Raw genomic sequence first — 22,659 nt, 5'->3', positions numbered from 1 at the left:
CGCTGCCCGAAATATGGAGGTAAATGGTCATGGCGACCACCGCTAGAATACCGGCCTACCCGCCGGTCATCCACGGACCGTGGCCGTCCGACGCCCCCTGGGGACGGCACTGGTCCGGCGCGAGCCGCCCGGCGACCACGGCCACGATCCTGGCCATCGGCGCCGGCGCCGCGATCGCCGGCGTCAGCCTGCCGCTCGACCGGGCCGGAATCGGCTGGCTGGTCACCGCGCTGGCCGGCGTGGTCGCGCTGATCGTGGCCCAAGCATTTCCCGCCCGTACGCCGCCCGGGGCCCCGACGCCGCTGGTGACCGGCCCACCGGCGCTCAAGAGCCTGGACCGTTACGCCTGGTCGGCCGCCACCGTGGCGCTGCTCGCCGTCGGCACGTTCCGCTCGGCCGGCTGGCTGTTCCTGCTCTGCCTCGCCACCGCCGCCCTCACCGGCACCCTGGCGCTGGTCGGCGGCCATTCGATGCGCAGCATCGTGGCCGGCTTCACGATGCCGCCGGTCGCCGCGTTCCGGGCCCTTCCCTGGCTCGCCCGCGGCACGTCCCGGCTGCGCAGGTCGACCGAGGCGGCCGCGAACGTGCGGGTCGCGGCCACCATCGCGGTCTCGATCGCGCTGCTCACCGTCTTCGGCGCGCTGTTCGCCTCGGCCGACGCCGCGTTCGCCGACGCCCTCTCCACGCTCTCGCCGAGCGTCAGCATCGGCGCCACGGCCCGCTGGATCTTCGTCTTCGTGGTGGCGGCCCTCGCCCTCGGCGGCGCCGCGTTCCTGCACGCCGGCCCGCCCGATCTGTCCGGTCTGGACGCCACCGAGGGCCGCAAGGTCGGCCGTTTCGAGTGGGCGATCCCGCTGGGCCTGCTCGTGCTGCTGTTCGCCGGCTTCGTCGCGGTGCAGCTCGCCGTCCTGTTCGGCGGCAACCGGCACGTGCTGGAGACCGACGGCCTCACCTACGCCGAGTACGCCCGCAGCGGCTTCTGGCAGCTCTCCGTCGTCACCGCGCTCACCCTCGTGGTGCTGGCCGGCGCGGCTCGCTGGGCGCCGCGGGTAACGGCCGCCGACCGCACCACGATCCGCCTGGTCCTCGGCGCGCTGGCCGTCCTCACGCTGGTCATCGTCGCCTCGGCGCTGCACCGGATCAACCTGTATGCGGACACCTACGGCCTGACCCGGCTGCGGCTGCTGGTCGCCTGCTGCGAGGCCTGGTTCGGCCTCGTCCTGGTGCTCGTCCTGGTCGCCGGCCTCCGGATCCGGGCCGCCTGGCTGCCGCGCGTCGCGATCGCCGCGGGGGTGCTCGCGCTGCTCGGCCTGGCCGTCGCCAACCCCGACCGGGTGATCGCCGAGCACAACGTCCGGCAGGACCACAACCTCGACCTCGCCTACCTGGGCACGCTCTCGCCGGACGCGGTGCCGGGCCTGACCGGGCTCGACGCCGCCCGCCGCAACTGCGTGCTCGGCCACATCGACCTCTGGCTCGACGAGCACCCGGACGACTGGCGGGGCTGGAACCTGGGCCGCGAGCGGGCCCGGACGATCATTGCTCGTGATCTATCGGGTTCGGGCTGGTTCTGCCCTTGACATCTACGCCCGGACCGTAAGACTCCGGGCATGGAGGAGCAGCCGGCGCGGCGTACGCGAGTGGTGCTGGGCGAGATCGCGGCCCAGCGCCGCCCCACCGACCGCAGCCACGCCGACCTCGCGGAACAGACGCCGCTGGGCGAGGCGCTGGTGAAAGGCCTGGTCCGCGCCCAGCTCGCGCTCGCTCTCCGGCTTGCGCTGGTGGTGGTCACCGGGCTGGGCGCGCTGCCGCTGCTGTTCGTGGCCGCGCCCACGGTCGGCTCGGTCAAGCTCCTCGGGGTCAACCTGCCGTGGCTGCTGCTCGGCGTGGCCGCCTTCCCGTTCCTGGTCGGCGTCGGCTGGGCGTACGTGCGCTGGGCCGAACGCAACGAGCAGGACTTCATCGCGCTGATCCGGAAGCCGGAGCAGTGAATCCGTACCTCGTGCCGGGTTTGATCCTGGTCGTTGTGGTCACCGTCGGGATCGGCGTGTACGGGCTCCGGTTCGCCCGCACGACGTCGGATTTCCTGGTGGCGTCGCGCTCGGTGAGCCCATCGTGGAACGCGGCGGCGATCAGCGGCGAATATCTCTCGGCAGCGTCGTTCCTGGGCGTGGCGGGTCTGATTCTGCGGTACGGGGTCGACGTGCTCTGGTACCCGGTTGGCTTCGCGGCCGGATACCTCGCGCTGTTGCTGTTCGTGGCCGCGCCGCTGCGCCGGTCGGGGGCGTTCACCCTGCCCGACTTCTGTCAGGTGCGGCTGCGATCGACCGCGCTGCGGCGGCTGGCCAGCGTCTTCGTCGTCTTCATCGGCTGCCTCTACCTGGTGCCGCAACTACAGGGCGCGGGGCTGACCTTCACCACGGTCACCGGCGGGTCGTACGTGTGGGGAGCGCTCCTGGTCGGCGTGGTGGTCACCGCGAACGTGGCCCTCGGCGGGATGCGCGCGATCACGTTCGTGCAGGCGTTCCAGTACTGGCTCAAGCTCACGGCCCTCGCCGTACCGGTGATCTTCCTGGCCCTGCAGTGGCAGTCGGACGGGCGCCCGCCGATCACCCCACCCGCCGGCGCCGTCTTCCCGGCCGCCACCGCCGTGGTCATCCAGCAGGACGCGATCATCGACGGCCGGCCCGTCCACAAGGGACAGGAGCTGCACTACGACCAGGGCGATCCGGTGCCCGCGGTCAGCACGGTCGACGCCCACTTCGGGACGGACTGGCTGCTGCCCGGCGGCAACCGCACCCTGTTCGCCACGTACTCGCTGATCCTGGCCACGTTCCTGGGCACCATGGGCTTACCGCACGTGCTCGTGCGCTTCTACACCAATCCCGACGGCGCCTCGGCCCGCCGCACCACCCTGGTCGTGCTCGCCCTGGTCGGCCTGTTCTACCTGCTGCCCACCCTCTACGGCGTGCTCGGCCGCGTCTACACCCCACAGTTGCTGATGACCGGCCGCACCGACGCCGTGGTGCTCACCCTGCCCGAGGCCGCGCTCGGCGGCGGCCACCTCGGCCGCCTGCTCGGCGCCCTGGTCACCGCGGGCGCGCTCGCCGCCTTCCTGTCCACCTCGTCGGGGCTGCTCACCAGCGTCGCCGGGGTGGTCTTCACCGACGTGCTGCACGCCGGCCGCACCGGCTCGGTCCGCGACTTCCGGGTGGCCACGCTGATCGCCGCGATCCTCCCGGTCACGCTGTCGCTCTACGTCTCCGGCATGGACGTGTCGCGGGTGGTCGGGCTCGCCTTCGCCGTCGCCGCGTCGAGCTTCTGCCCGCTGCTCGTGCTCGGCATCTGGTGGCGGCGTCTCACCGCCGTAGGCGCGGCCGCCGGCGTCCTGATCGGCGGCGGCGCGTCGATGGCGGCCGTGCTGATCACCGTGCTCGGGCCGCCGCTGAGCGGATGGCCGGCCCAGTTGATCGGCCAGCCCGCGGCGTGGACGGTGCCGCTCGCCTTCCTCGTGATGATCATCGGGTCGCTGCTGACCAGCCGCCGCGTCCCGCACGACGTCGGCGCGACCATGCTGCGACTGCACGCGCCGGAGTCGTTGCGCATTTAAGGATGTTTAAGGTGCGACCCCCGATCTCCCTCTGCGCCCGCCCACGTATCGAAGGGCAGCCACCGAGCAAAGGAGCGGGCCATGAGGCGGTACCGGCGGAATGCGATGTCCGGGCGTACGAGGAAGCTGGCCATCGGCGGCGTCGCGCTGGCGATCGCCGGCGGGGCGTTCGCGATCAGCACCGGAGTGAGCAGCGCCGGCGAGAACTGTGTCGGGCTCGACCAGGCGCTGCGCCAGAACCTCCAGTTCATCGCCGGTCAGCGGGCCAACCCGGACGCGCTCTCCGACGCCCGCATCCAGAACCGGCAGGCCGTCGTCGATCTGATCAACCAGCGTCGCCAGGTGGCGGGCTGCAATGCGAACGTAGCGGCGGAGGTTCCGGGCGCGGCGGCGCCGGCGGCGCCCGCGGCGCCGCCGAAGCACACCAAGCCGGCCAAGCACACCAAGCCCCCGAAGACCACTCCGCCGACCAAGGCGCCGGCCGCCACCACCGCGCCGCCGGCGACCGGAACGGGGGCCGGCGAGGTCGTCTGCAAGGGGTCCACGGTCACGCTCTCCGGCGAGGCCGGCGCGCCGTTCGCGTCCAGCGGCACGTTCCCGCTCGGCACGGTCCTCAAGGTGACGAACCTGGACAACAACAAGAGCATCACCGTCAAGGTCGAGACCACGTCGGGCAGCTGCGTCCTGCTCAACAACGCGGCCTTCGAGGAGGTCCGCGAGGCGGGCAAGTTCCTGATCCGGCGCGCGGTCATCGAACGGGTGGGGTGAGGGGGGCTCGTCCGATCGGGCCCGGGCCACACCGGTGACGGGGTGGTCCGGGCTGGCCGCGGACCGCTACCTTCGGGTTCATGACGGTGCCGGTGCAACGAACGGATGAGCAGGTCGCGGCCATGTCGCTGCACGGCCTGGTGAAGCACTTCGACACCAAGCTCGCCGTCTCCGGGGTCAGCCTCGAGGTGCCGGCCGGCTCCTTCTACGGACTTCTCGGCCCCAACGGCGCCGGCAAGACCACCACGCTCTCCATGGCCGTCGGCCTCCTGCGCCCCGATCAGGGCAAGGCTTTCCTGCTGGGGTACGACGTCTGGGCCGATCCCGCGGCGGCGAAGGCTCGGCTGGGCGTCCTCCCCGACGGCGTGCGCCTGTTCGACCGGCTCACCGGCCCCGAGCTGCTGGCCTATCACGGCCTGCTGCGCGGCATGGACCAGGCGACCGTCGACCAGCGCGCCCGTGAGCTGCTCGACGTGCTCGAGCTCGGCGCCGGCAACCGCACCCTGGTGGTCGACTACTCGGCCGGCATGAAGAAGAAGATCGGCCTCGCCTGCGCGCTGCTGCACGGCCCGCGGCTGCTCGTGCTCGACGAGCCGTTCGAGGCCGTCGACCCGGTCTCGGCCGCCCTGATCCGCGACATCCTCCAGCGGTTCGTCGCCGGCGGCGGCACCGTGGTCTTCTCCAGTCACGTGATGGAGGTCGTCGAGCGGCTCTGCGACCACGTCGCGATCATGTCGGACGGCGTGCTCCGCCTGAACGGCACTCTCGCCCAGGTGCGCGGCGACCGCTCGCTCGAGGACGTGTTCGTCCAGGTCGTCGGCGGCCGCGTCGCCACCGGCTCCGAGCTGGCCTGGCTGTGACCGCCCAGCCCGGGGTCTGGCCGTTCGTCCGTCTCAAGCTGCGGATCACCGCCAACGGCCTGCGCGGCCGGCCCGCGCGGATCGCGCTCTTCGTCTTCGGCGTGCTCGCGGCCGGCTTCTTCGCCATCTCCGGGTACGCGATCTTCGCGGTCCCCGGGGTGGCCGACAGCCCGCGTGCCGCCGGCCTGCTGCTGCCGCTCGGCGGTGCGGGCCTGGTGGTCGGCTGGTTGTTCCTCCCGCTGATCTTCTTCGGCGTCGACGAGTCGCTCGACCCGGCCCGCTTCGCGCTGCTCCCGCTGCGCCGCCGCACGCTGATCACCGGCCTGTCGATCGCGGCCCTGACCGGCCTGCCCGCGCTGGCCACGCTCGCCGCCACGGCCGGCATGGTCGACACCGCGGCCCGGCTCGGCGGCCCGGCTGCGGCCCTCACCCAGCTCGCCGGCGTGCTGCTCGGCCTGATCCTGTGCGTGGCCGTCAGCCGTTCGGTGACCAGCGGATTCGCGACCGCCCTGCGCTCGCGCCGCTCCCGTGACCTGGCCGCCGTCGCGCTCGCCCTGATCGCGGCCGCCCTCGGCCCGTTGCAGCTCGCCGCCCTGGCCGGCGCCGAGCGCGCCGACTGGGACACGTTCGCCCAGGTCGCCGACGTGATCGGCTGGACCCCGCTGGGCTCGCCGTACTCGATGGGTCTCGACGTCGCCGAGGGTCGCGCCTGGGCGGTGCCGCTGAAGCTGCTGATCACCGCGGCCGCGATCGGCGGCCTGCTCTGGTGGTGGAGCACGTCGCTGGAGAGCGCGATGCTCGGCGCCGCCTCCGAGGGCGGCCGCCGCGGCGGCGCGACCGACCGCAGCCCCGTCGACCTGCTGCTGTTCCGCCGGATGCCGCGCACCCGCTTCGGCGCGCTCGTCGCCCGCGAGGTCCGCTACTGGTGGCGGGAGACCAGGCGCCGGGCCAGCCTCATCACGTTCTCGATGGCCGGCCTGTTCCTGCCGGTCAGCCTCACGATCAGCGCCGGCTCGCCCGGGAGCATGGTCATCTTCGTCGGTTCGCTGGCCGCGATCGCGCTGGCCAACCAGTACGGCTTCGACGGCAGCGCCTACGCCGCGAACATCACGGCCGGCGTGCCCGGCCGGGTCGAGGTGCACTCGCGGGCCGCGGCGCACGCGATCTACACGCTGCCGCTGCTGCTCACGATCGCCGTGCTGGTCGGCGCGCTCTCGGCGAACCCCGGGCGGATTCCCAGCACGTTCGGGCTGCTGGTCGCGGCGTACGGCGTCGGCCTGGGTCTCGTTCTGCCTTTGTCGATCCGCGCCGCCTACGCCTTGCCGAACTCGTCGAACCCGTTCGCCATGTCCTCCGGCGGCGGCCCGGCCAAGGGCTTGCTCGCGCTCGCGGTCCTGCTCGGCGCCGTGATCGTCAGCCTGCCCCTGCAAATCATCGCCCTGGTGGCCAGCACGGTGTGGCTGTGGATCGGCCTGCCGGTCGGCATCGCCTACGCCGCGGCCGCCTACCTGATCGGCTCGGGCGTCGCCGCCGACCTCCTGGATCGCCGCATGCCGGAGCTGCTGGCCGCCGTCACACCAAACCGCTAGCCGCGCGCGCCTTTCGTCATGTCCAAAATGCACACCGAGTTGCCGAACGGATCCCCCAGCACCGCACACCACCCCACCGCAATCTCAAAGGGCGCCTCCAGCACGATGTGCTCGCCACCGGCGACGGCCGCGCGAACGTCGTCGACCAGGTAGCCGACCGCCCGCCCGTCCGGCAGCGCAAACGTGTGCAGCACAATCTCGGCGTCGGTCTCGGGCATGCCAAGCCCCGCCGAGGTTTCGTCGCGCCAGAGCTCACGAAGCCCGAAGGCCCGCGCGTAGAAGGCGATCCCGGCGTCAAGCTCGTCCACGCGAACCATGACGCAGTCAATCTTCCTGAGCACAGATCCCGCCCTCCTGGCTGTCACTTCGCCTGGATTCTGCCGTGGGGGGCCGGCCGCTCGCAGCTCGCAGACCCCCCGGCCCGCTCCTAGAGCCCGCCCGCCCGCAGAGCCCGCCCACCCGCAGAGCCCGCCCACCCAGGGGGTTCCCCCCGCCGACGATTGTGGCGGAAAAGCCCAAGGTCAGGCGGATCTGCCGCGCCCGGCTGTGGATAACCGGCCAATGTGGAAAGCAGGCAGTGATCGCCAAAGTGTGCTGCAGCCCCGCGACGGGAGCGAGCGATCCGCCGCAGTAAGCGATGAAGAGTTCGTGCTCGTAGGACGCAGTAACTCTTCATCGCTTACGAGGCGAGCCGGCCCGAGCGGACAAACTTCCTAAAACGCCGCGACGGGCCGCCCTGAGCGCGACCCACGCGCCACCCATGCCATGGCTGGCCCAGCTCAGCCGCCCACCGAGCCTGCCAGCGGGCCACCCCCGGCTCCCGGATCGGGCCGCGGCGCACCGCCGGGCGGGCGATCCGCAAAACGGCGATCCGGCCATCGCCCGGGCTATCGGGTGGCGACGGCCGAGCCGGGACCACGGCTGCGGCCAGTCTCGCGCCGCGCAGTCCGGCCCGGATGGTGGAGGTGGTGACCGGCCGCGGAATGCGCCCGCGGTCCGAAGACCCACAAAAGACGCCAGCCGGCTTAGCGTCGTATCCGGAGACCGTCCCGGCGTACGAAGATCACACGCCGCTCGATGGCGTCACCGGAAGGGCCCAGCACATAGCCGTCAATCCACAGCCACCCGTCGTACGTGCGGCGCGGGTCGACTCGGATGACGCGGAAAGTCAGCGCGCGCTCGCCCTGGAACTGGACGCTGGCGGCACCTCCCACGTAGAGCACGTCGCCGGGTTGCGGCAACGTCTCACTCATCCGCATGCCTCCCCATATCGCCGAGTACGTGTCCGGCTACGGAACGGGATTACGTTACACAAATTGTGTAATGGCGAGTAGCCGAAAGGTGACGGTCCACATTCGGGGCCGGATGGGGCAGCATGATCGGACATGGGCAACCCGTATGTCGTGGCCGGCGCCGGGGACGCGTGGAAGGCCGAGGCCGCCGCGTCCGGCCGGCGGGGGACGCAGCGACTGCTCGACGTGCGCACGCTGACGCCGGATGACGAGGTGCGGGCGGCCCTGGAGCTGGCCGAGGGCGAGCTCGTGGTGCTGCGCAGCCGGTTGATGCTGCTCGACGACGTGCCGGTCGAGATCGCCGATTCCTATTACCCGGCCTCGTTCGCGGCATCGACACCCCTCGCGACACCGGGCAAGATCCCGGGCGGGGCGGTCGCCGTACTCACATCGCTCGGGAAAAATGCCCGAATTGTCGAGGAGACCATCACCGCGCGCCCCCCCAAGCGGGGTAAAACAGAAGAAACGGAAATTCTGCAAATTTCCGAAACGGACGTAATACTAATTCACCGACGGATAAGTTATGGCGAAGGCGAAATGCCAACGGAGTACGCCGTCAACAGAATCGTCGCAAAACGCAGCGACCCCATCAAATACCGCCTCCGGGTAACCCCGTGACGGTCTCGGACGACGGTAGAAGATCCCGTCAGCAGCAACTCGCCGGCGACCTCCGAGCGCTGATCCTGGCCGGCGACATCGCGGCCGGCGAGCGCCTCCCGAGCACCGCCGAGCTCAAGCAGCGGTACGGCGTCAACAACATGACCGTGACCCGGGCGCTCGCGATCCTCAAGGCGGAGGGCCTGGTCGAGGGCTACCGGGGCAAATCAGTGGTGGCGACCGGCCGGCTGCCGGCCACGATCCGGGCCGCCCACTCGCCGCCGATCCGGGCCGCCGGGCGCAGCTCGTCGACCCGCCTGCTCGAGGTGGCCGAGGGCCCGGCCCCGGCCCGGGTCGCCGAGGTCTTCGGCCTGGCCCCGGGCGACCCGGTGGTGGTGCGCTCGCAGCTGGCCCTGCTCGACGGCGAGCCGGCCGAGCTGGTCTGGAACTACTACCCCGTCGACCTGGCCCGCGGCACCGCGCTGGCCGCGCCGCGCCTCATCCCGGGCGGCTCCCCGGCGGTTCTCCCGGAACTGCATCATGCGATCGATCATGTTTCCGTACGCCCGGCGACCGTCGCCGAGGTCGTGGCGCTCGAGCTGCCCGGGGACGTCCCGGTGCTGCGGCAGTTCCGGGTCGCGTACGCCGCCGGCGGCCGCGCCGTCGAGGCGACCGTGATGATCAAATCGGGTCAGCGGTTCGAGATCCGCTACGACGTGCCGCTGACCGACCAGAATGTTCCTCGTGACAGCTGACGCGGCGGGCGGCCGCATCCACTCGACCGACCCGTTCGCCACCCCCGAGGAGGATCGCTCCCCGGTCCGGCGGCTGCGCGGGCGGCTCGCCGCGCCCGTCACCCTCTGGACGGCCCCCGGACCGCGCGGACTGACCGTGTCGTCGATGCTCGTCGCCGACGGTGATCCGGGCCGGGTGCTCGGCCTGATCGACGAGGAGAGCGACCTCTGGGACGCAGTCGAACAAAGCGGACGTTTCGCCATTACCCCGCTCTCACCACCGGATCGACAGCTCGCCGACCGCTTCGCCGGACTCATGCCCGCGCCCGGCGGCCTCTTCAGCACCGGCGACTGGACCGCTACCGAGTACGGCCCGGTCCTCGCGGACGCCGGCACCTGGGCCGGTTGCCGCCTCGAGAGCAGCCGTGAGTGCGGCTGGGCGCGGCTGGTCGAGGGCGTCATCGAGACGATCACGGTGAATCGCGAGCCGGCGCCGCTCGTGCACTACCGCGGGCGCTACCGCGAGCTGAACGGCTGACCGCCGGCCCACTCGGCGCAGTCAGACCGCCACTCGGCGCAGGGTCCGACCGGGCCTCGTCACCGCGGCTGAGGGCTTCGTACGTTGCCCGAAAGTCCGCCCGCCCCCACGAAGGTGGTGAATCCCGGTGACGACAGAAGTGCCTTCCGAGTCCTCCACCGCGAGATACGAGGCCGTCCAGAAATCCGAGGATTTCCAGCGGCTGCGCACGAAGCTCCGTCGGTTCATCTTCCCGATGACGATCGCTTTCTTCCTCTGGTACCTGCTCTATGTGCTGCTCTCCGCGTACGCCCGCGGCTTCATGAGCACGAAGGTCGTCGGCAACATCAACATTGCCCTGATCTTCGGCCTGTTGCAGTTCGTCTCGACGTTCCTGATCGCCTGGTACTACTCCCGCTACGCGAGCCGGGAGCTCGACCCGACCGCCGACAGCATCCGCAACAAGATGGAAGAGGGTGCTGAGTGATGGAGACGCATCTGATCGCCGCCGAGGCCACCGCCTCCTCGTCCCGCGGCCTGACCATCACGCTGTTCCTGATCTTCGTGGCCATCACGCTGGGCATCACGATCTGGGCGAGCCGGCAGACCAAGACCGCCACCGACTTCTACGCCGGCGGCCGGCAGTTCTCCGGTTTCCAGAACGGCATGGCGATCGGCGGCGACTACATGTCGGCGGCGTCCTTCCTCGGCATCGCCGGACTGATCGCGCTCTTCGGCTACGACGGCTTCCTCTACTCGATCGGCTTCCTGGTGGCCTGGCTGGTGGCGCTGCTGCTGGTCGCCGAGTTCCTGCGCAACTCGGGCCGGTACACGATGGCCGACGTGCTGGCGTTCCGGATGCGCCAGCGTCCGGTGCGGTCGGCCGCGAGCATCTCCACCGTCGTCGTGTCGATCTTCTACCTGATCGCGCAGATGGTCGGCGCGGGCGCGCTGGTCTCGCTGCTGCTCGGGATCAAGCCGGGCCAGACGTTCCTCGGCATGGACGCCGACACCGCCAAGGTCGCCACGATCATCCTGGTCGGCGCCCTGATGATCGTCTACGTGGTGGTCGGCGGCATGAAGGGCACCACCTACGTGCAGATCGTCAAGGCGTTCATGCTGATGATCGGCGCACTGGTGATGACGTTCCTGGTGCTGGTGCACTACAAGTTCAACCTGTCGACGCTGCTCGGTGACGCCGCGGCGCAATCCGGCAAGGGCTCGGCCTTCCTCGAACCGGGCCTGCGGTACGGCGTGGAGAAGGCGACCGCGGCGGAGACCTTCTACAGCAAGATGGACCTGGTCTCGCTCGGCATCGCGCTGGTGCTCGGCACGGCCGGCCTGCCGCACATCCTGACCCGGTTCTACACGGTCCCGACCAGCCGGGTCGCCCGCAAGAGCGTGCTCTGGGCGATCGGCATCATCGGCGTCTTCTACCTGTTCACCCTGGCCCTCGGCTTCGGCGCGGCGGCCCTGGTCGGCGGCAAGGCGATCACCGCGCAGGACAAGGCCGGCAACACGGCGGCGCCGCAGCTCGCGCAGGAGCTCGGCATCCGCTACTTCGGCGGGGACACCGGCGGCTCGGTGCTGCTGGCGATCATCGCGGCGGTCGCGTTCGCCACGATCCTCGCGGTGGTGGCCGGCCTGACGCTGGCGTCGTCGTCGAGCGTGGCGCACGACTTCTACGCCAACGTGATCAAGCGGGGCACCGCGTCCGAGCGGGACGAGGTCCGGGTCGCCCGGATCTCCGCCCTGGTCATCGGCGCCGTCGCGATCGCGCTGTCGATCTTCGCGCAGAGCCTGAACGTGGCGTTCCTGGTGGCGCTGGCGTTCGCCGTGGCCGCCTCGGGCAACCTGCCGGCGATCCTGTACAGCCTGTTCTGGAAGCGGTTCAACACCTCCGGCGCGGTCTGGGCCATCTACGGCGGTCTGATCAGCGCCGTGGCGCTGGTCTTCTTCTCCCCGGTGGTCTCGGGCAGCCCGACGGCGATGTTCCCGGACCACGACTGGCACTGGTTCCCGCTCTCCAACCCCGGCATCATCTCGATCCCGCTCGGCTTCCTCTGCGGCTGGATCGGCACGGTGATCTCGAAGGAGGACGACACCCAGAAGTACGCCGAGCTCGAGGTCCGCTCGCTGACCGGGTACGGCGCGCACTGACGGATCCGGGGGCCGCCCGCCGCGGCCCCCGGACTCCCCCCTTTGTGCCGAAGGGGTGTCGATAACCGGGCGTGACGGCCCCGGATACGTAACCTGGGTTCCATGTCTACGACCGTCGGACGAGCCTCGGTTCACCAGCCCAACCACGATGACCGGCCCGGACACGATGGTCGGCCGGGGAAGACCTACAAGCCCCGGCTGAAGCCGCGGTGGGGCCGCATCGCGCTGCTGGCCGGCCTGGCTGTGCTGATCATCGCGACGATCGTCGGCATCTCGCTCTACGGGTACGCGAGCAACCTCGACCAGGACCTCAAGCGGACCGACGCGTTCTCCAAGCTCACCGGCGACCGGCCGGCCGCCGCCACCGGCGGCGCGCAGAACATCCTGCTGGTCGGCAGCGACTCCCGCGACCCGGATGCCAAGGAGGACCAGGCCAACGCCTGGCGGGCGGACACGCTGATCCTCATGCACATCCCGGCCGACCACAAAACGGCCCAGCTGGTGTCGATCCCGCGGGACCTGTGGGTGATCGTGCCCAAGAGCGACAACGCCGCGTGCGGCGACGGCAGCCGGGCCAAGATCAACGCGTCGTTCGCGTTCGGCGGCCTCCCGCGCGCCGTGCACACCGTCGAGTGCCTCACCGACGTACGCGTCGACCACGTCATGGCGATCGACTTCGGCGGCTTCAAGGAGGTCACCGACGCGATCGGCGGCGTCGACCTCAACGTGGACCAGACCATCACGTCGATCCACAAGCCGCACCGGGTCTTCACCAAGGGCATGATGCACATGAACGGCGAGCAGGCCCTGGACTGGGTGCGCCAGCGCAAGCAGTTCGCGCGCGGCGACTTCGCCCGCATGCAGCACCAGCAGGAGTTCCTCAAGGCCGTGATGGACAAGGCGGCGAGCGGCGGCGTGCTGGCCAACCCCGGCAAGCTCAACAGCTTCCTCAAGTCGGTCACCGCCGCGGTCACCGTCGACCAGGACTTCTCGCTCAGCGACATGATGAAGTTCAAGAGCATCCGCGGTAAGGACCTCACCTTCATCACCAGCCCCAACAAGGGCAGCGAGACCATCTCCGGGCAGTCGGTCGTGGTCTCCGACCGGGACAAGGCGATCGCGCTCTACCAGGCCGTCGCCGCCGACAAGATGTCGGCCTGGATGTCCGCGAACCTCAAGAAGTAGCCCAAGTAGGCTGTACGCCGTGTTCGGACCACAAGTTCCCAGCGTGACCCCCGCCGAGGTCGAAGCCGATGCCTACCTGCTGGACGTGCGCGAGCCCGACGAGTGGGAGGCCGGCCACGCCCCCGGCGCCCACCACCTGCCGATGATGGAGATCCCGGCGCGGATGGCCGAGGTGCCGACCGACGTCGAGGTCGTCGTGGTCTGCCGGTCCGGCGGCCGCTCGGGCCAGGTCGTCTCCTACCTGATGGGCAACGGGTGGGACAACGTGCGCAACCTGGACGGCGGCATGCGGTCCTGGGCGGCCGCGGGGCGCGACATGGCCAGCGAGAACGGTCAGCAAGCGCAGGTGCTGTGAACGACTATCGCCCGCTGGTCTTCGCCCATCGCGGGGGCGCGGACGCTCTTCCCGAGCACACGCTCGGCGCCTATCTGCGTGCCCTCGAGGAGGGCGCGGACGGCCTCGAGTGCGACGTGCGGCTCACCCGCGACGGTCACCTGGTCTGCGTGCACGACCGCAACCTCAACCGTACGACCAATGGCCGTGGCCTGGTCAGCAGCAAGACGCTGGCCCAGCTCGACACGCTGAACTACGGCTCCTGGCACCCCGGCTACCCGGCCGACGAGGAGCTGCCCGAGCTCGCCCGGCTGCTCACGCTCGACCGCCTGCTCGAGGCGCTGCGTGACAGCGGGCGGCCGGTGCGGCTACTCATCGAGACGAAGCACCCGTCACGCTACGGCGCCGAGGTCGAGCGCAAGCTGGTCGAGACACTGCGCCGGCACAACCTGCCGAACGAGTGCGTGCGCGTCACCGTGATGTCGTTCGCGGCGCTCGCCCTGCGCCGCGTCCGCGCCCAGGCGCCCACCGTGCCCACGGTCTACCTGCTGGAGATCCTCCCGCCGGGGGTCGGCCGCGGCCGGCTGCCGTTCGGCGCGCGCATCGCCGGGCCCGGCGTCGGCCTGGTACGCGCCCGGCCCGGCCTGGTTCCGTCGATCAAGCAGGCCGGCCATCAGGTGTACGTGTGGACGGTCAACGAGCCCGCCGACCTGGAAATAGTGCTGGACCACCGGGTCGACGGCGTGATCACCGACCGGCCGAAGTTCGTGCTGGACCGCCTGGCCGAGATGTGACGTCCGACACGGTACGGTGAATCGCGCCAAGATCCGCAGGCAACCATCTGCCGAAAACTCCAGAAGCGAGGCAGACTCGCAGTCATGCCGGAGCGTCCCGACTACGCCGCGCTGACCCGGGGTCAGATCGCGGTCCTCGATCGGCTCAACGCCGGCGAGGCGGGACTGCCTGTCGTGCAGCAGATCGTCCGCCTCGCCCAGGACGTGCTGGGCGGCGACGGCGCGGGCTTCGTCGAGTACGCGGCTGCGCACGGCCGGGTGGTGGCCGCCAGCGGCGCCTGCGCCCGGGCCATCGGCCGCCGGGTCGACCGCGCCGGGGCCACGGCGATCCCGCTCAGCTCGCTCAACGAGATCTTCGCGAAGCAGGTGGAGGGCGGCGATCTGCACCGGGTGATCGGGGCCCGCTGCGAGATCGGCGACACGATCATCGGCTCGCTGCACGTCTACCTCGGCGACGATCCCGGCCCCGGCTACGACTCCGTGCTGGAGCTGCTCGCGGCGTACCTGGGACGGCTGTACGCGACCCAGCCGCGCGATCCCGACCAGGCCCGCCGCCAGGAGAACCGCGACCTCTGGGTGGCCGTCACGAGCCACGAGCTGCGCACGCCGGTCACCGTCATCAAGGGTTACGCCGACACGCTGACGAACCACTGGGACTCGCTGGGCGAGGCCGGGCGGCAGGAGGCGGTACGGGTGATCGGCACCCGCGCCGGCGAGCTGGCCCGGCTGGTCGACCGGCTGCTGTCGGCGGTCAGCGAGGACGGCGAGGTCGGCGTCTCCCCGGCCGGCCCGTACGACCTGCCCGAGACGCTGCGGGCGGCCGTCGAGGAGCTGCCCGAGGATCTGCGGCGGCGGATCCGCGAGGGGCAGCTGCCGGCCGAGCTGCCGAAGGCGTACGGGGAAAAGGATTCGATCGCGACCATCCTCACCGAGCTCGCCACCAACGCCGAGAAGAACTCCCCGCCCGGGACGCCGATCGAGCTGTGCGCCGCCTCCGACGGCGAGACCCTGCGCTTCCGCGTCTCCGACCGCGGCATCGGCATCCGGCCCGAGCACGTCGAGCGCGCCTTCGAGCGCTACTGGCAGGCCGAGGCCGGCGATCGGCGGCACCCGGGCGCGGGCCTCGGGCTCTACCTGGTGCGCCGGCTGGTCGAGCGGCAGCAGGGCTGGGTCTCGCTGCGCCCGCGCGACGGCGGCGGAACCACGGCCGAGGTGCGCCTTCCGCGCGCCTGACTGGCCCCGATCGAAGAGCAGCGCCTAGGCTGTCTCGCCGTGAGCAAGCGCCGCAACCAACGCCAAAACGCACCGAAGCGCGAAAAGGTGCGCGACATCTTCGTCGCCCGGCCGTTCGAGGGACTGGCCGACGAGCCGGAGTGGATCGCCCTGCGCGAGCTGGTCCCGGCGGCCTCGGCCCCGCTGACCCTCAAGCCCGAGATCATCGAGGAGTACGGCGACCGGCCGATCACGCTGTCGACCGTGCTGCCGATGGCCTGGCCGGCGATGACGCGTACGGACGGCCGGGTGTTCATCGGCCTCCAGCGGCACGTGCAGTCCGGCGACGTCTCCCGCGACCTGGCGGTGGCGATCATCAGCGCGCTGGGCACCGAGCCCGGCGACACGGTCTCCGTCCCGGCGCTGCCCGGCGAGGGCCTCCGCCTGCAGGACGTGCTGGACGACGGCCCGCTCGAGATCACCATGCACGACGGCTTCGAGTACTGGCTGGACGCCGAGCAGGCCGAGGACCCGAACGTGAAGGCGTCGCTCGAGCGGGCGAACTCGTCGATCTACCCGACCGTGCGTCTGGCGGCGGGCCGGGCCGCGTACTGGTGCCGCGTCGCGCCGGACAAGGGCCACGTGCGCTGGGTGCTGGCCGAGCCCGAGGACCGGGCGCTGGACGCGCTGGCCCGGCTCTCCGCCGCCGGCGAGCTGCTGCTCGGCGAGAACACCAAGTTCGCCGGCATGTTCCGCGCCCACGGCCTGCTGGTGCCGGTGTGGGACATCCCGGGCGAGCCGGAGGCGGCCGACTGGGAGGCGCCGCTCGCCGACTTCGCCAAGCGCTACGCCGACATCCTCGCCGAGACCGGGCCGCTGGACGCCGACGCCCGGCGGGCCAAGCAGGGCCTGATCGGCCGGCAGCTGACCCTCCGCTGATGGTCACGGAGCGGTTCGACTCCCCGGAGCTGGACCGCTCCCGCTGGGTGCCCTGGTATCTGCCGCACTGGAGCTCGCGCGCGCAGTCCGCGGCGACGTACGAGGTGGGCGGGGGCGAGCTGCGGCTCAGCATCCCGCCCGGCCAGCCGCTGTGGGCCGAGGGCGTGCACGAGACGCCGCTGCGGGTCTCCGGCGTCCAGAGCGCCAACTACTCCGGCGCGGTCGGCAGCACGGACGGCGGCCAGCCGTTCCTCGACGACCAGCGGGTACGCGAGGAGCAGCCCGAGTTCTGGGGAATCACCCCGGTCTCCGGGCACATCGAGATCCGGATGCGGGCGGTCATCACGCCACGGTCGATGGCGGCGTTCTGGCTCTCCGGCATCGAGACCGCGCCCGAGCTGTCCGGCGAGATCTGCGTCATGGAGGTCTTCGGCAGCGCGCCGCACGGCTTCGGGATGGGGCTGCACCGCTTCCGCGACCCGCGGCTGACCGAGGACTGGTCGGTGGTCGAGCTGCCGATCGACGTCGCGGAGTTTCATACGTACGCGGTGGACTGGCGCCGGGACGAGCTGGTGTTCACGGTCGACGGCTCGGTGGCCAAGCGGGTCGGTCAGGCGCCCGATTACCCCGTACAGCTGCAGATCGCGGTTTTCGATTTTCCGGAGAAGGCGCACCTGGTGCCGGGCGAGGTTCCGACGCCCGAGTTGATCGTCACGCACGTCGCGGTTAGCTGACAAAGGATGTCAGTCACCCCCGCCTAGCGTTCCCGGCATGGCGAACAACTTCGATTTCCTGGTCGGCAACTGGACCTCCAAGCAGCGCCGGCTGCGCGAGATATTGGCCGACTGCGACGAGTGGTACGAGTTCAGCGGCAACACCCGCTGCTGGAGCGTCTTCGGCGGCGGCGGCAACATCGACGAGGTCGACTTCCCGGAGCAGGGCTACACGGGACTGACCCTGCGCCTGTTCGACCCGGCCACCGAGCTGTGGTCGATCTACTGGGCGCGCAACGACACCGGGCTGGGGCTGCCGCCGACCGTGGGGCGCTTCGACGACGACGGCGTCGGCCGCTTCTACGACGACGAGGAGTGGCACGGGCGGCAGATCCGGGTCCGCTACCAGTGGACCGTGTTCACCGCCGACTCGTGCCGCTGGGAGCAGGCGTTCTCCACCGACCAGGGCGAGACCTGGGAGACGAACTGGACCGCCGACTTCACCCGGGCTGCCGACTGAGCGGCGCGCGCTCGACCGGGCAGCTCATGCACCGCGGGCCGCCCCGGCCGCTGCCGAGCTCCGACCCGCTGATCCGGACCACCTCGATCCCGGCCCGTTCGAGCTGCGCGTTCGTCTCGACGTTCCGCTCGTAGGCCACGCAGAGCCGGGGGGCGATGGCGAGCGTGTTGTTGCCGTCGTCCCACTGCTCGCGCTCGGCCGTCACCGGGTCGAGGCCGGTCTCGATCGTGCGCAGCCGCTCGATGCCCATCGCCTCGGCGGCGGCCTCGAGGAACGGGCGCGGGGCCCGGGCGTGCGGCTCGCCGTCGTCGCCCGCGGTCACCGTGTACGCCCTCATGCTGTCGGCGGCGTTCGGATACATCACCACGGCGTCGACGTCGACCATCGTGCACACCGTGTCGAGATGCATGGTGGCCCGCTCCTGGGCGATCGGCACCACCAGGATCGTGTGGGCGAGGCCCTCGGTGAAGATCCGCCGGGCCAGCCGCTCGGCGCCGGCCGGGGTGGTGCGCTCGCCGACCCCGATCGCCACCACCTCCGGCGCCAGCACCAGCACGTCCCCGCCCTCGACGTGCTCCAGCGCGGGGTCGTAGAGCAGGTCGGTCCCGGCGAAGCGCGGGTGGTAGCGGTAGATGGCCCGGGTCAGCGTCGTCTCCCGGCGGCGGGCCGGCATGGCCAGGCTGGTGACCGCCACCCGGTCCCGGATCCACACGCTCGAGTCGCGAGTGAACAGCAGGTTGGGCAGCGGGTCGATGACGAAGTCGTGCGGGCTCATGAGCTCGTAGACGAGCCCGGCCGGCCCCGGCTTCAGCTCGCGGTGGGCGAGGCCGGCCATCAGCACGTCGGCGAGGCGGCGCGGGTCCTGATCGGCCAGGTAGCGGCCGACGCTGGCGCGCAGCGCGTCGCCCAGCCGCCGATCCTCGAGCACGGCCTCGGTCAGCTCGTCGCGCGCCTGCTCGACGGCGAGCGTCTCGGCCAGCAGGTCGCCGAGGTAGAGCACCTCGACGCCGCGCTCGCGCAGGGCGCCGGCGAAGGCGTCGTGCTCCTCCTGGGCGCGGCCCACCCACGGGATGCCGTCGAAGAGAAGGCTGTCGTTGTTCCGGGGGGTCAGCCGGGCGAGCTCGAGGCCCGGGCGGTGCAGCAGCACGGTGCGGAGCGGGCTCACTTCACTGTCGACGTAGTGAACCATCTCGGTACTCCTCGCGTTCGACCGATGACGTTCTGACTAGATCATGGGACAGCGGTGCACGCGAGCCAAGGTGAGGCTAACTTTGTGCGTGAAGCTGCCGAACCGGGGAGACAGACGTCAAGATGCACCATCCGCAAGAAGTAGTGGTGCGTGAATGTCGGATTCATCCCCACTCACTCCCGCCTCTTTCACTCTGATGTCTTGCTTCCGTGTGGGGGCGAGCACGTACGGTAGTGACTAGAGAGCCCTAACAGACCTTTTGCCGGAGGTCGAAAAAGTGACTGTCTTCCCGCGCCCTGCTCTGCCCGCAAAGGCGCTCACGCCCGTCGACCGTCGTCCCGCGGACCGCCGTACGGCCCCGCCGACCGCGATCGAACCCACTCGCCCCAATCCCGCCGACTGGGCCCGCCGTCGTCGCGCCGAGCGTGACGCACGTCGCGTCGAGGCCGCCGGTAGCCGCGCCCTGTCCCGGCTCGACCGCCTCGGCCCCAACTGGCACATCGTCGCGTGGCCGCACGCCGACTCGCAGGCCTACTACGAGCCCGACCTCGCCGACGACCGCGCCGGATTCCTGGCCATCGGCCCCGGAGGCGTCTACGCGGTGACCGTGGCCGACCACGGCCGCGCCCGCGTGCTGATCGCCGGGGACGTCGTGCAGATCAACGGTAAGCGCCCGCAGTACGTGGCCGAGGCGCGCCGCGAGGCCCGCCGGGCCAGCAAGGCGCTCTCCGCCGCGGTCGGCCTGGCGGTGCCGGTCACCCCCGTGCTCACGTTCGTGGGCTCCGGCGTGATCAGCGTCCACGGGCTGCCCAAGGAGGTCCTCGTCGCGACCGACAAGGAGCTCGACCGCCTGCTGATCGCCGGCGGCGCGCGCATCTCGCCGGCCACCGCCAGCAAGCTCTCAGCTGTCGCCAACCACCCCGGGACCTGGGCGAACGCGCCCTATCGTCCGACTGGGGACTACCGGTGGCACGCTGACGGACAAACGGCCGCTGACAAGCGTCCAGCACGCCGGTAACGTTCCTCCCGGTGTAGTCGACGGGTCGCCGCCGCTGTTTGTGGCGGCCCGTCGCCGGCGAAGGAACGAGGAGGACCGGGTGGCACACGTCGAGCTCTCCCTCTCGGGAGCGTTCGTGCCCCAGGCGCGGACACCGGCCGAGGCCGAGTTCGTCCCGAGCGTCGACCGCTGGACGTCCACGGTGGCCGCGGCCGCCGAGCCCTGCCTGGTGATCGACACGTCCACCACCATCCTGGCCGTCTCGGCCGCCTGCTGCGAGCTGTTCGGCCTGGGAAAGCCGGTCGAGGTGGTCGGCCAGTCGCTCGGCGAGGCCATGCGCCTCATCGACTTCACGGCCGGCGCCGCCGAGCTCGACGGGTCCGACGCGGAGAAGATCCCGCCGCTGCTGGCGATCCGCAGCGAGCGCCTGGCCCGCGGCCTCATGCGGGTGGTGCCGAGCCCGGGCGAGCCGCCGCTGACCGTCGACGCGATCACCACGCCGCTGCTGAACGGCGAGCGGGTGGCCGGTTCGCTGACGTTTTTCTCCCCGGTGCGCTGAAAATTCCGCACCTGTGGCGTTTGCCGCACCCTCAGGGGTTGGGCAAGGGCTGATCTCGAACCGTAGTCTGCCCTCATGCTCGATCTAGATCTGCTACCGGAGGAGTACGCGGTGTGCCGGCTGCCGGCCGGCTCGCCGATTCCGGCTTCGCTGGCCGCGGGTCCGGACGAGAAGAGCGTCATCGCGCTGAGCTGGGCCCCCGACGAGCTGTCGATCATCTGCCCGGCCGACCGGGTGCCGGACGGCGCCGTCGCCGACACCGCCTGGCGCTGCCTGCGCGTGGTCGGCCCGCTCGATCTGGCGCTGACCGGCGTGCTGGCCTCGCTGATCGGCCCGCTGGCCGAAGCACGCGTAAATATCGTGACATTTTCGACTTATACGACTGATTACCTGCTCGTGCCGGCCGTGCGGCTGAACGAGGCGGTCGACACCCTGCACGCCGCCGGGCACCGCATCGCCTCCTGACGCCGACACGCCTACCATGTCCGCGTGTCCCCCCGCACACGCCTCATCCCCCTGGGCGCCCTGGCCGGCGCCCTGACGCTGCTGCTCGCGGCGTGCGGCGAGCCGCCGAAGGCGCTGCCCAGTTCGCCACCACTGGCCGGCCCCAGCGCGGCGCCGCTCTCCCTGCCCCCGTCGCTGCCCGGCATGCCCGCCGCCGGCGCGACCACGCCGACCGTGCCCCCGCTCGGCATCACGCCGCCGACGCTGCCCGGCTACCCCAACGGTTATCCGGCCTACCCGGCCTATCCGACGACCACGCCGACGTACGGGACCGGGCCGGCCACGATCTCCCCCACGCCGACCCCGTCGCACGCCGCCAAGTGCACCGGCTCCCCGACCGCCGCCCAGATCATCACGCTGATCAAGGGCGAGGACGGCATTCCGAACAAGCCGCTCCGGGTCGCCGACGGCCCCTTCTGCCAGACCGGCTGGTCGTTCGCCACGGTCGAGGTCGTCGGCGAGAGCGCGGACCAGACCGAGCCGCTGATGGTGGTGGCCACCGGCGCGGACGCAACGCTCAAGAAGGTCGCGGCCGGCTCCGAGGTCTGCCTCAACAAGGTGGTGGCCAACGCGCCGGCCGGCATCCGGGTGCTGGCCTGCGGGTCCTGAGGGGCGCATAGACTTCCGGCATGCCGGGAACCCCGCCGACTCGCTTCGTCTACCTCGGTCCCGAGGGCACCTTCACCGAGGCCGCCCTGCGCACCCTGCCCGCGGCCGAGCGCGGGGTGCGCACGCCCGCGCGCAGCGTGCCCGAGGCGCTCGAGGCGGTGCGCTCGGGCGACGCCGACGCCGCGCTCGTCCCGCTGGAGAACTCGGTCGGCGGCGCCATCCCGGTGACCCTCGACGAGCTGGTCACCGGTGGCCCACTGGTGATCACCCGCGAGGTCGTGCTGCCGGTCGAGTTCGTGCTGGCCGCCCGGGGCCCGATCCCGCTCGCCGCCATCCGCACGATCGCGGCCCACCCGCAGGCGTCGGCCCAGTGCCGCAACTGGCTGCTCGCCCACGTGCCCGACGCGGCCGTGGTCGACGTGCTGTCCAACGCGACGGCCGCGATCGACGCCGCCGCCGGCGACTACGACGCGGCGCTCTGCGCGCCGATCGGCGTGGGGCGCAACCGGCTGACCGTGCTGGCCGACAAGGTGGCCGACCACGCCGACGCGGTGACCCGCTTCGCGCTGCTCACCCGGCCCGGCCCGCCGGCCGAGCCGACCGGCGACGACGTCACCTCGCTGGCCGTCTCGATCCGGCACGACCAGGTGGGCGCGCTGCTCGCGGTGCTCACCGAGCTCATGGTGCGCGGGGTCAACCTGTCCCGCATCGAGTCCCGGCCGACCGGCGAGCAGCTGGGGACGTACTTCTTCTTCCTCGACTGCACCGGCCACGTGGCCGAGACCCGGATGGGCGAGGCGCTCAAGGGCCTGCGCCGCATCTGCGCCGAGGTGCGCTTCCTCGGCAGCTACCCGCGGCACCGCCTGACGAAGGAAGACCCGGTGGCGTCGCCCCCGGGCCTCTCCGACACCGACTTCGCCGACTCGGCCGCGTGGCTGGCACGCCTCCGCGAAGGCGACATCACCTAGCGGGGGCGC

At 71.3% G+C, this 22,659-nt stretch carries 26 protein-coding genes; 23 read left to right on the top strand and 3 right to left on the bottom strand.

The features are described from left to right. Positions 1-29: 29 nt before the first annotated feature. The 6 genes from ACZ6TB_RS24515 to ACZ6TB_RS24490 all read left to right on the top strand — a co-directional run bounded on the left by ACZ6TB_RS24515 (position 30) and on the right by ACZ6TB_RS24490 (position 6,827). Entirely contained in the window at positions 30-1,580 is a 1,551-nt protein-coding gene (locus tag ACZ6TB_RS24515) for a DUF4153 domain-containing protein (RefSeq protein ID WP_465557332.1), read from the top strand. Positions 1,581-1,610: 30 nt separating this feature from the next. After that, entirely contained in the window at positions 1,611-1,991 is a 381-nt protein-coding gene (locus ACZ6TB_RS24510) for a DUF485 domain-containing protein (RefSeq protein ID WP_465557331.1), read from the top strand. Beyond that, positions 1,988-3,610, top strand: coding sequence for a sodium/solute symporter (locus tag ACZ6TB_RS24505; protein WP_465557329.1), 1,623 nt, complete (start codon positions 1,988-1,990; stop codon positions 3,608-3,610). The genes ACZ6TB_RS24510 and ACZ6TB_RS24505 overlap by 4 nt, the downstream gene beginning before the upstream one ends. Positions 3,611-3,691: 81 nt before the next feature. Continuing rightward, complete coding sequence (locus ACZ6TB_RS24500; protein WP_465557327.1) at positions 3,692-4,378, top strand: hypothetical protein; 687 nt, start codon at positions 3,692-3,694, stop codon at positions 4,376-4,378. Positions 4,379-4,458: 80 nt separating this feature from the next. Further along, positions 4,459-5,238, top strand: coding sequence for an ABC transporter ATP-binding protein (locus tag ACZ6TB_RS24495; RefSeq protein ID WP_465557325.1), 780 nt, complete (start codon positions 4,459-4,461; stop codon positions 5,236-5,238). After that, positions 5,235-6,827 carry an ABC transporter permease gene (locus ACZ6TB_RS24490; protein ID WP_465557323.1) on the top strand — a complete coding sequence of 531 codons (1,593 nt, stop codon included), beginning with the start codon at positions 5,235-5,237 and terminating at the stop codon, positions 6,825-6,827. Before ACZ6TB_RS24495 ends, ACZ6TB_RS24490 begins: the two co-directional genes overlap by 4 nt. Here the strand turns inward: ACZ6TB_RS24490 and ACZ6TB_RS24485 are convergent. Both ACZ6TB_RS24485 and ACZ6TB_RS24480 read right to left on the bottom strand, forming a co-directional pair. Further along, positions 6,824-7,168 carry a VOC family protein gene (locus ACZ6TB_RS24485; RefSeq protein ID WP_465557321.1) on the bottom strand — a complete coding sequence of 115 codons (345 nt, stop codon included), beginning with the start codon at positions 7,166-7,168 and terminating at the stop codon, positions 6,824-6,826. The genes ACZ6TB_RS24490 and ACZ6TB_RS24485 overlap by 4 nt on opposite strands. Positions 7,169-7,852: 684 nt before the next feature. Beyond that, positions 7,853-8,080: a hypothetical protein gene (locus tag ACZ6TB_RS24480; protein ID WP_465557319.1), complete on the bottom strand. Its 228-nt coding sequence runs from the start codon at positions 8,078-8,080 to the stop codon at positions 7,853-7,855. A 132-nt stretch (positions 8,081-8,212) separates the two neighbouring features. On the opposite strand from ACZ6TB_RS24480, the gene ACZ6TB_RS24475 reads away from it, so the two are divergent. From ACZ6TB_RS24475 to ACZ6TB_RS24420, 12 genes are all read left to right on the top strand, one after another. Beyond that, entirely contained in the window at positions 8,213-8,737 is a 525-nt protein-coding gene (locus ACZ6TB_RS24475) for a UTRA domain-containing protein (RefSeq protein WP_465557317.1), read from the top strand. Further along, entirely contained in the window at positions 8,734-9,471 is a 738-nt protein-coding gene (locus tag ACZ6TB_RS24470) for a GntR family transcriptional regulator (RefSeq protein WP_465557315.1), read from the top strand. Before ACZ6TB_RS24475 ends, ACZ6TB_RS24470 begins: the two co-directional genes overlap by 4 nt. Continuing rightward, positions 9,452-9,988: a flavin reductase family protein gene (locus ACZ6TB_RS24465; protein WP_465557313.1), complete on the top strand. Its 537-nt coding sequence runs from the start codon at positions 9,452-9,454 to the stop codon at positions 9,986-9,988. The genes ACZ6TB_RS24470 and ACZ6TB_RS24465 overlap by 20 nt, the downstream gene beginning before the upstream one ends. 127 nt (positions 9,989-10,115) lie before the next feature. Then, a complete protein-coding gene (locus tag ACZ6TB_RS24460) occupies positions 10,116-10,454 on the top strand; it encodes a DUF485 domain-containing protein (protein WP_465557311.1) in 339 nt (112 codons plus the stop codon). Further along, the gene (locus tag ACZ6TB_RS24455; protein ID WP_465557309.1) at positions 10,454-12,127 is read left to right on the top strand and encodes a solute symporter family protein; all 1,674 of its coding nucleotides are present in this window, start codon (positions 10,454-10,456) and stop codon (positions 12,125-12,127) included. Before ACZ6TB_RS24460 ends, ACZ6TB_RS24455 begins: the two co-directional genes overlap by 1 nt. Before the next feature lie 102 nt (positions 12,128-12,229). Further along, positions 12,230-13,312, top strand: a complete 1,083-nt coding sequence (locus ACZ6TB_RS24450; protein ID WP_465557307.1) for an LCP family protein — start codon at positions 12,230-12,232, stop codon at positions 13,310-13,312. 19 nt (positions 13,313-13,331) lie between these two features. Beyond that, positions 13,332-13,667 (top strand): rhodanese-like domain-containing protein, encoded by a 336-nt coding sequence (locus ACZ6TB_RS24445; protein WP_465557305.1) that lies wholly within the window; start codon positions 13,332-13,334, stop codon positions 13,665-13,667. Next, positions 13,664-14,440, top strand: coding sequence for a glycerophosphodiester phosphodiesterase (locus ACZ6TB_RS24440; protein ID WP_465557303.1), 777 nt, complete (start codon positions 13,664-13,666; stop codon positions 14,438-14,440). The genes ACZ6TB_RS24445 and ACZ6TB_RS24440 overlap by 4 nt, the downstream gene beginning before the upstream one ends. An 84-nt stretch (positions 14,441-14,524) precedes the next feature. After that, positions 14,525-15,673 carry a sensor histidine kinase gene (locus tag ACZ6TB_RS24435; protein WP_465557301.1) on the top strand — a complete coding sequence of 383 codons (1,149 nt, stop codon included), beginning with the start codon at positions 14,525-14,527 and terminating at the stop codon, positions 15,671-15,673. A gap of 39 nt (positions 15,674-15,712) precedes the next feature. Further along, positions 15,713-16,591: a DUF5926 family protein gene (locus tag ACZ6TB_RS24430; RefSeq protein WP_465557299.1), complete on the top strand. Its 879-nt coding sequence runs from the start codon at positions 15,713-15,715 to the stop codon at positions 16,589-16,591. After that, entirely contained in the window at positions 16,591-17,325 is a 735-nt protein-coding gene (locus tag ACZ6TB_RS24425; protein ID WP_465557297.1) for a glycoside hydrolase family 16 protein, read from the top strand. The genes ACZ6TB_RS24430 and ACZ6TB_RS24425 overlap by 1 nt, the downstream gene beginning before the upstream one ends. A gap of 37 nt (positions 17,326-17,362) precedes the next feature. Beyond that, on the top strand, positions 17,363-17,824 hold the full coding sequence (locus tag ACZ6TB_RS24420; RefSeq protein ID WP_465557295.1) for a hypothetical protein: 462 nt from the start codon (positions 17,363-17,365) through the stop codon (positions 17,822-17,824). Here the strand turns inward: ACZ6TB_RS24420 and ACZ6TB_RS24415 are convergent. Then, a complete protein-coding gene (locus ACZ6TB_RS24415; protein ID WP_465557293.1) occupies positions 17,805-19,013 on the bottom strand; it encodes an arginine deiminase in 1,209 nt (402 codons plus the stop codon). The genes ACZ6TB_RS24420 and ACZ6TB_RS24415 overlap by 20 nt on opposite strands. Before the next feature lie 277 nt (positions 19,014-19,290). On the opposite strand from ACZ6TB_RS24415, the gene ACZ6TB_RS24410 reads away from it, so the two are divergent. The 5 genes from ACZ6TB_RS24410 to pheA all read left to right on the top strand — a co-directional run bounded on the left by ACZ6TB_RS24410 (position 19,291) and on the right by pheA (position 22,650). Next, on the top strand, positions 19,291-20,031 hold the full coding sequence (locus tag ACZ6TB_RS24410; RefSeq protein ID WP_465557291.1) for a hypothetical protein: 741 nt from the start codon (positions 19,291-19,293) through the stop codon (positions 20,029-20,031). Positions 20,032-20,110: 79 nt separating this feature from the next. Continuing rightward, a complete protein-coding gene (locus ACZ6TB_RS24405; RefSeq protein WP_465557289.1) occupies positions 20,111-20,569 on the top strand; it encodes a PAS domain-containing protein in 459 nt (152 codons plus the stop codon). Positions 20,570-20,644: 75 nt separating this feature from the next. Further along, a complete protein-coding gene (locus ACZ6TB_RS24400) occupies positions 20,645-21,034 on the top strand; it encodes an ACT domain-containing protein (protein ID WP_465557287.1) in 390 nt (129 codons plus the stop codon). 24 nt (positions 21,035-21,058) lie between these two features. Further along, positions 21,059-21,682, top strand: coding sequence for a hypothetical protein (locus ACZ6TB_RS24395; RefSeq protein WP_465557285.1), 624 nt, complete (start codon positions 21,059-21,061; stop codon positions 21,680-21,682). 20 nt (positions 21,683-21,702) lie between these two features. Next, positions 21,703-22,650 (top strand): prephenate dehydratase, encoded by a 948-nt coding sequence (pheA, locus tag ACZ6TB_RS24390; protein ID WP_465557283.1) that lies wholly within the window; start codon positions 21,703-21,705, stop codon positions 22,648-22,650. The last annotated feature ends 9 nt before the right edge of the window (positions 22,651-22,659 follow it).

It is taken from the genome of Actinoplanes sp. NPDC051537, from assembly GCF_055586105.1.
This window is presented reverse-complemented; position numbering and strand designations above follow the sequence as displayed.

Coding starts and splice junctions, on each gene's coding strand:
- ACZ6TB_RS24515 (WP_465557332.1), top strand. CDS start 30: ATGGCGACCACCGCTAGAATACCGGCCTACCCGCCGGTCATCCACGGA.
- ACZ6TB_RS24510 (WP_465557331.1), top strand. CDS start 1,611: ATGGAGGAGCAGCCGGCGCGGCGTACGCGAGTGGTGCTGGGCGAGATC.
- ACZ6TB_RS24500 (WP_465557327.1), top strand. CDS start 3,692: ATGAGGCGGTACCGGCGGAATGCGATGTCCGGGCGTACGAGGAAGCTG.
- ACZ6TB_RS24495 (WP_465557325.1), top strand. CDS start 4,459: ATGACGGTGCCGGTGCAACGAACGGATGAGCAGGTCGCGGCCATGTCG.
- ACZ6TB_RS24480 (WP_465557319.1), bottom strand. CDS start 8,080: ATGAGTGAGACGTTGCCGCAACCCGGCGACGTGCTCTACGTGGGAGGT.
- ACZ6TB_RS24475 (WP_465557317.1), top strand. CDS start 8,213: ATGGGCAACCCGTATGTCGTGGCCGGCGCCGGGGACGCGTGGAAGGCC.
- ACZ6TB_RS24465 (WP_465557313.1), top strand. CDS start 9,452: ATGTTCCTCGTGACAGCTGACGCGGCGGGCGGCCGCATCCACTCGACC.
- ACZ6TB_RS24455 (WP_465557309.1), top strand. CDS start 10,454: ATGGAGACGCATCTGATCGCCGCCGAGGCCACCGCCTCCTCGTCCCGC.
- ACZ6TB_RS24450 (WP_465557307.1), top strand. CDS start 12,230: ATGTCTACGACCGTCGGACGAGCCTCGGTTCACCAGCCCAACCACGAT.
- ACZ6TB_RS24435 (WP_465557301.1), top strand. CDS start 14,525: ATGCCGGAGCGTCCCGACTACGCCGCGCTGACCCGGGGTCAGATCGCG.
- ACZ6TB_RS24425 (WP_465557297.1), top strand. CDS start 16,591: ATGGTCACGGAGCGGTTCGACTCCCCGGAGCTGGACCGCTCCCGCTGG.
- ACZ6TB_RS24420 (WP_465557295.1), top strand. CDS start 17,363: ATGGCGAACAACTTCGATTTCCTGGTCGGCAACTGGACCTCCAAGCAG.
- ACZ6TB_RS24415 (WP_465557293.1), bottom strand. CDS start 19,013: ATGGTTCACTACGTCGACAGTGAAGTGAGCCCGCTCCGCACCGTGCTG.
- ACZ6TB_RS24400 (WP_465557287.1), top strand. CDS start 20,645: ATGCTCGATCTAGATCTGCTACCGGAGGAGTACGCGGTGTGCCGGCTG.
- pheA (WP_465557283.1), top strand. CDS start 21,703: ATGCCGGGAACCCCGCCGACTCGCTTCGTCTACCTCGGTCCCGAGGGC.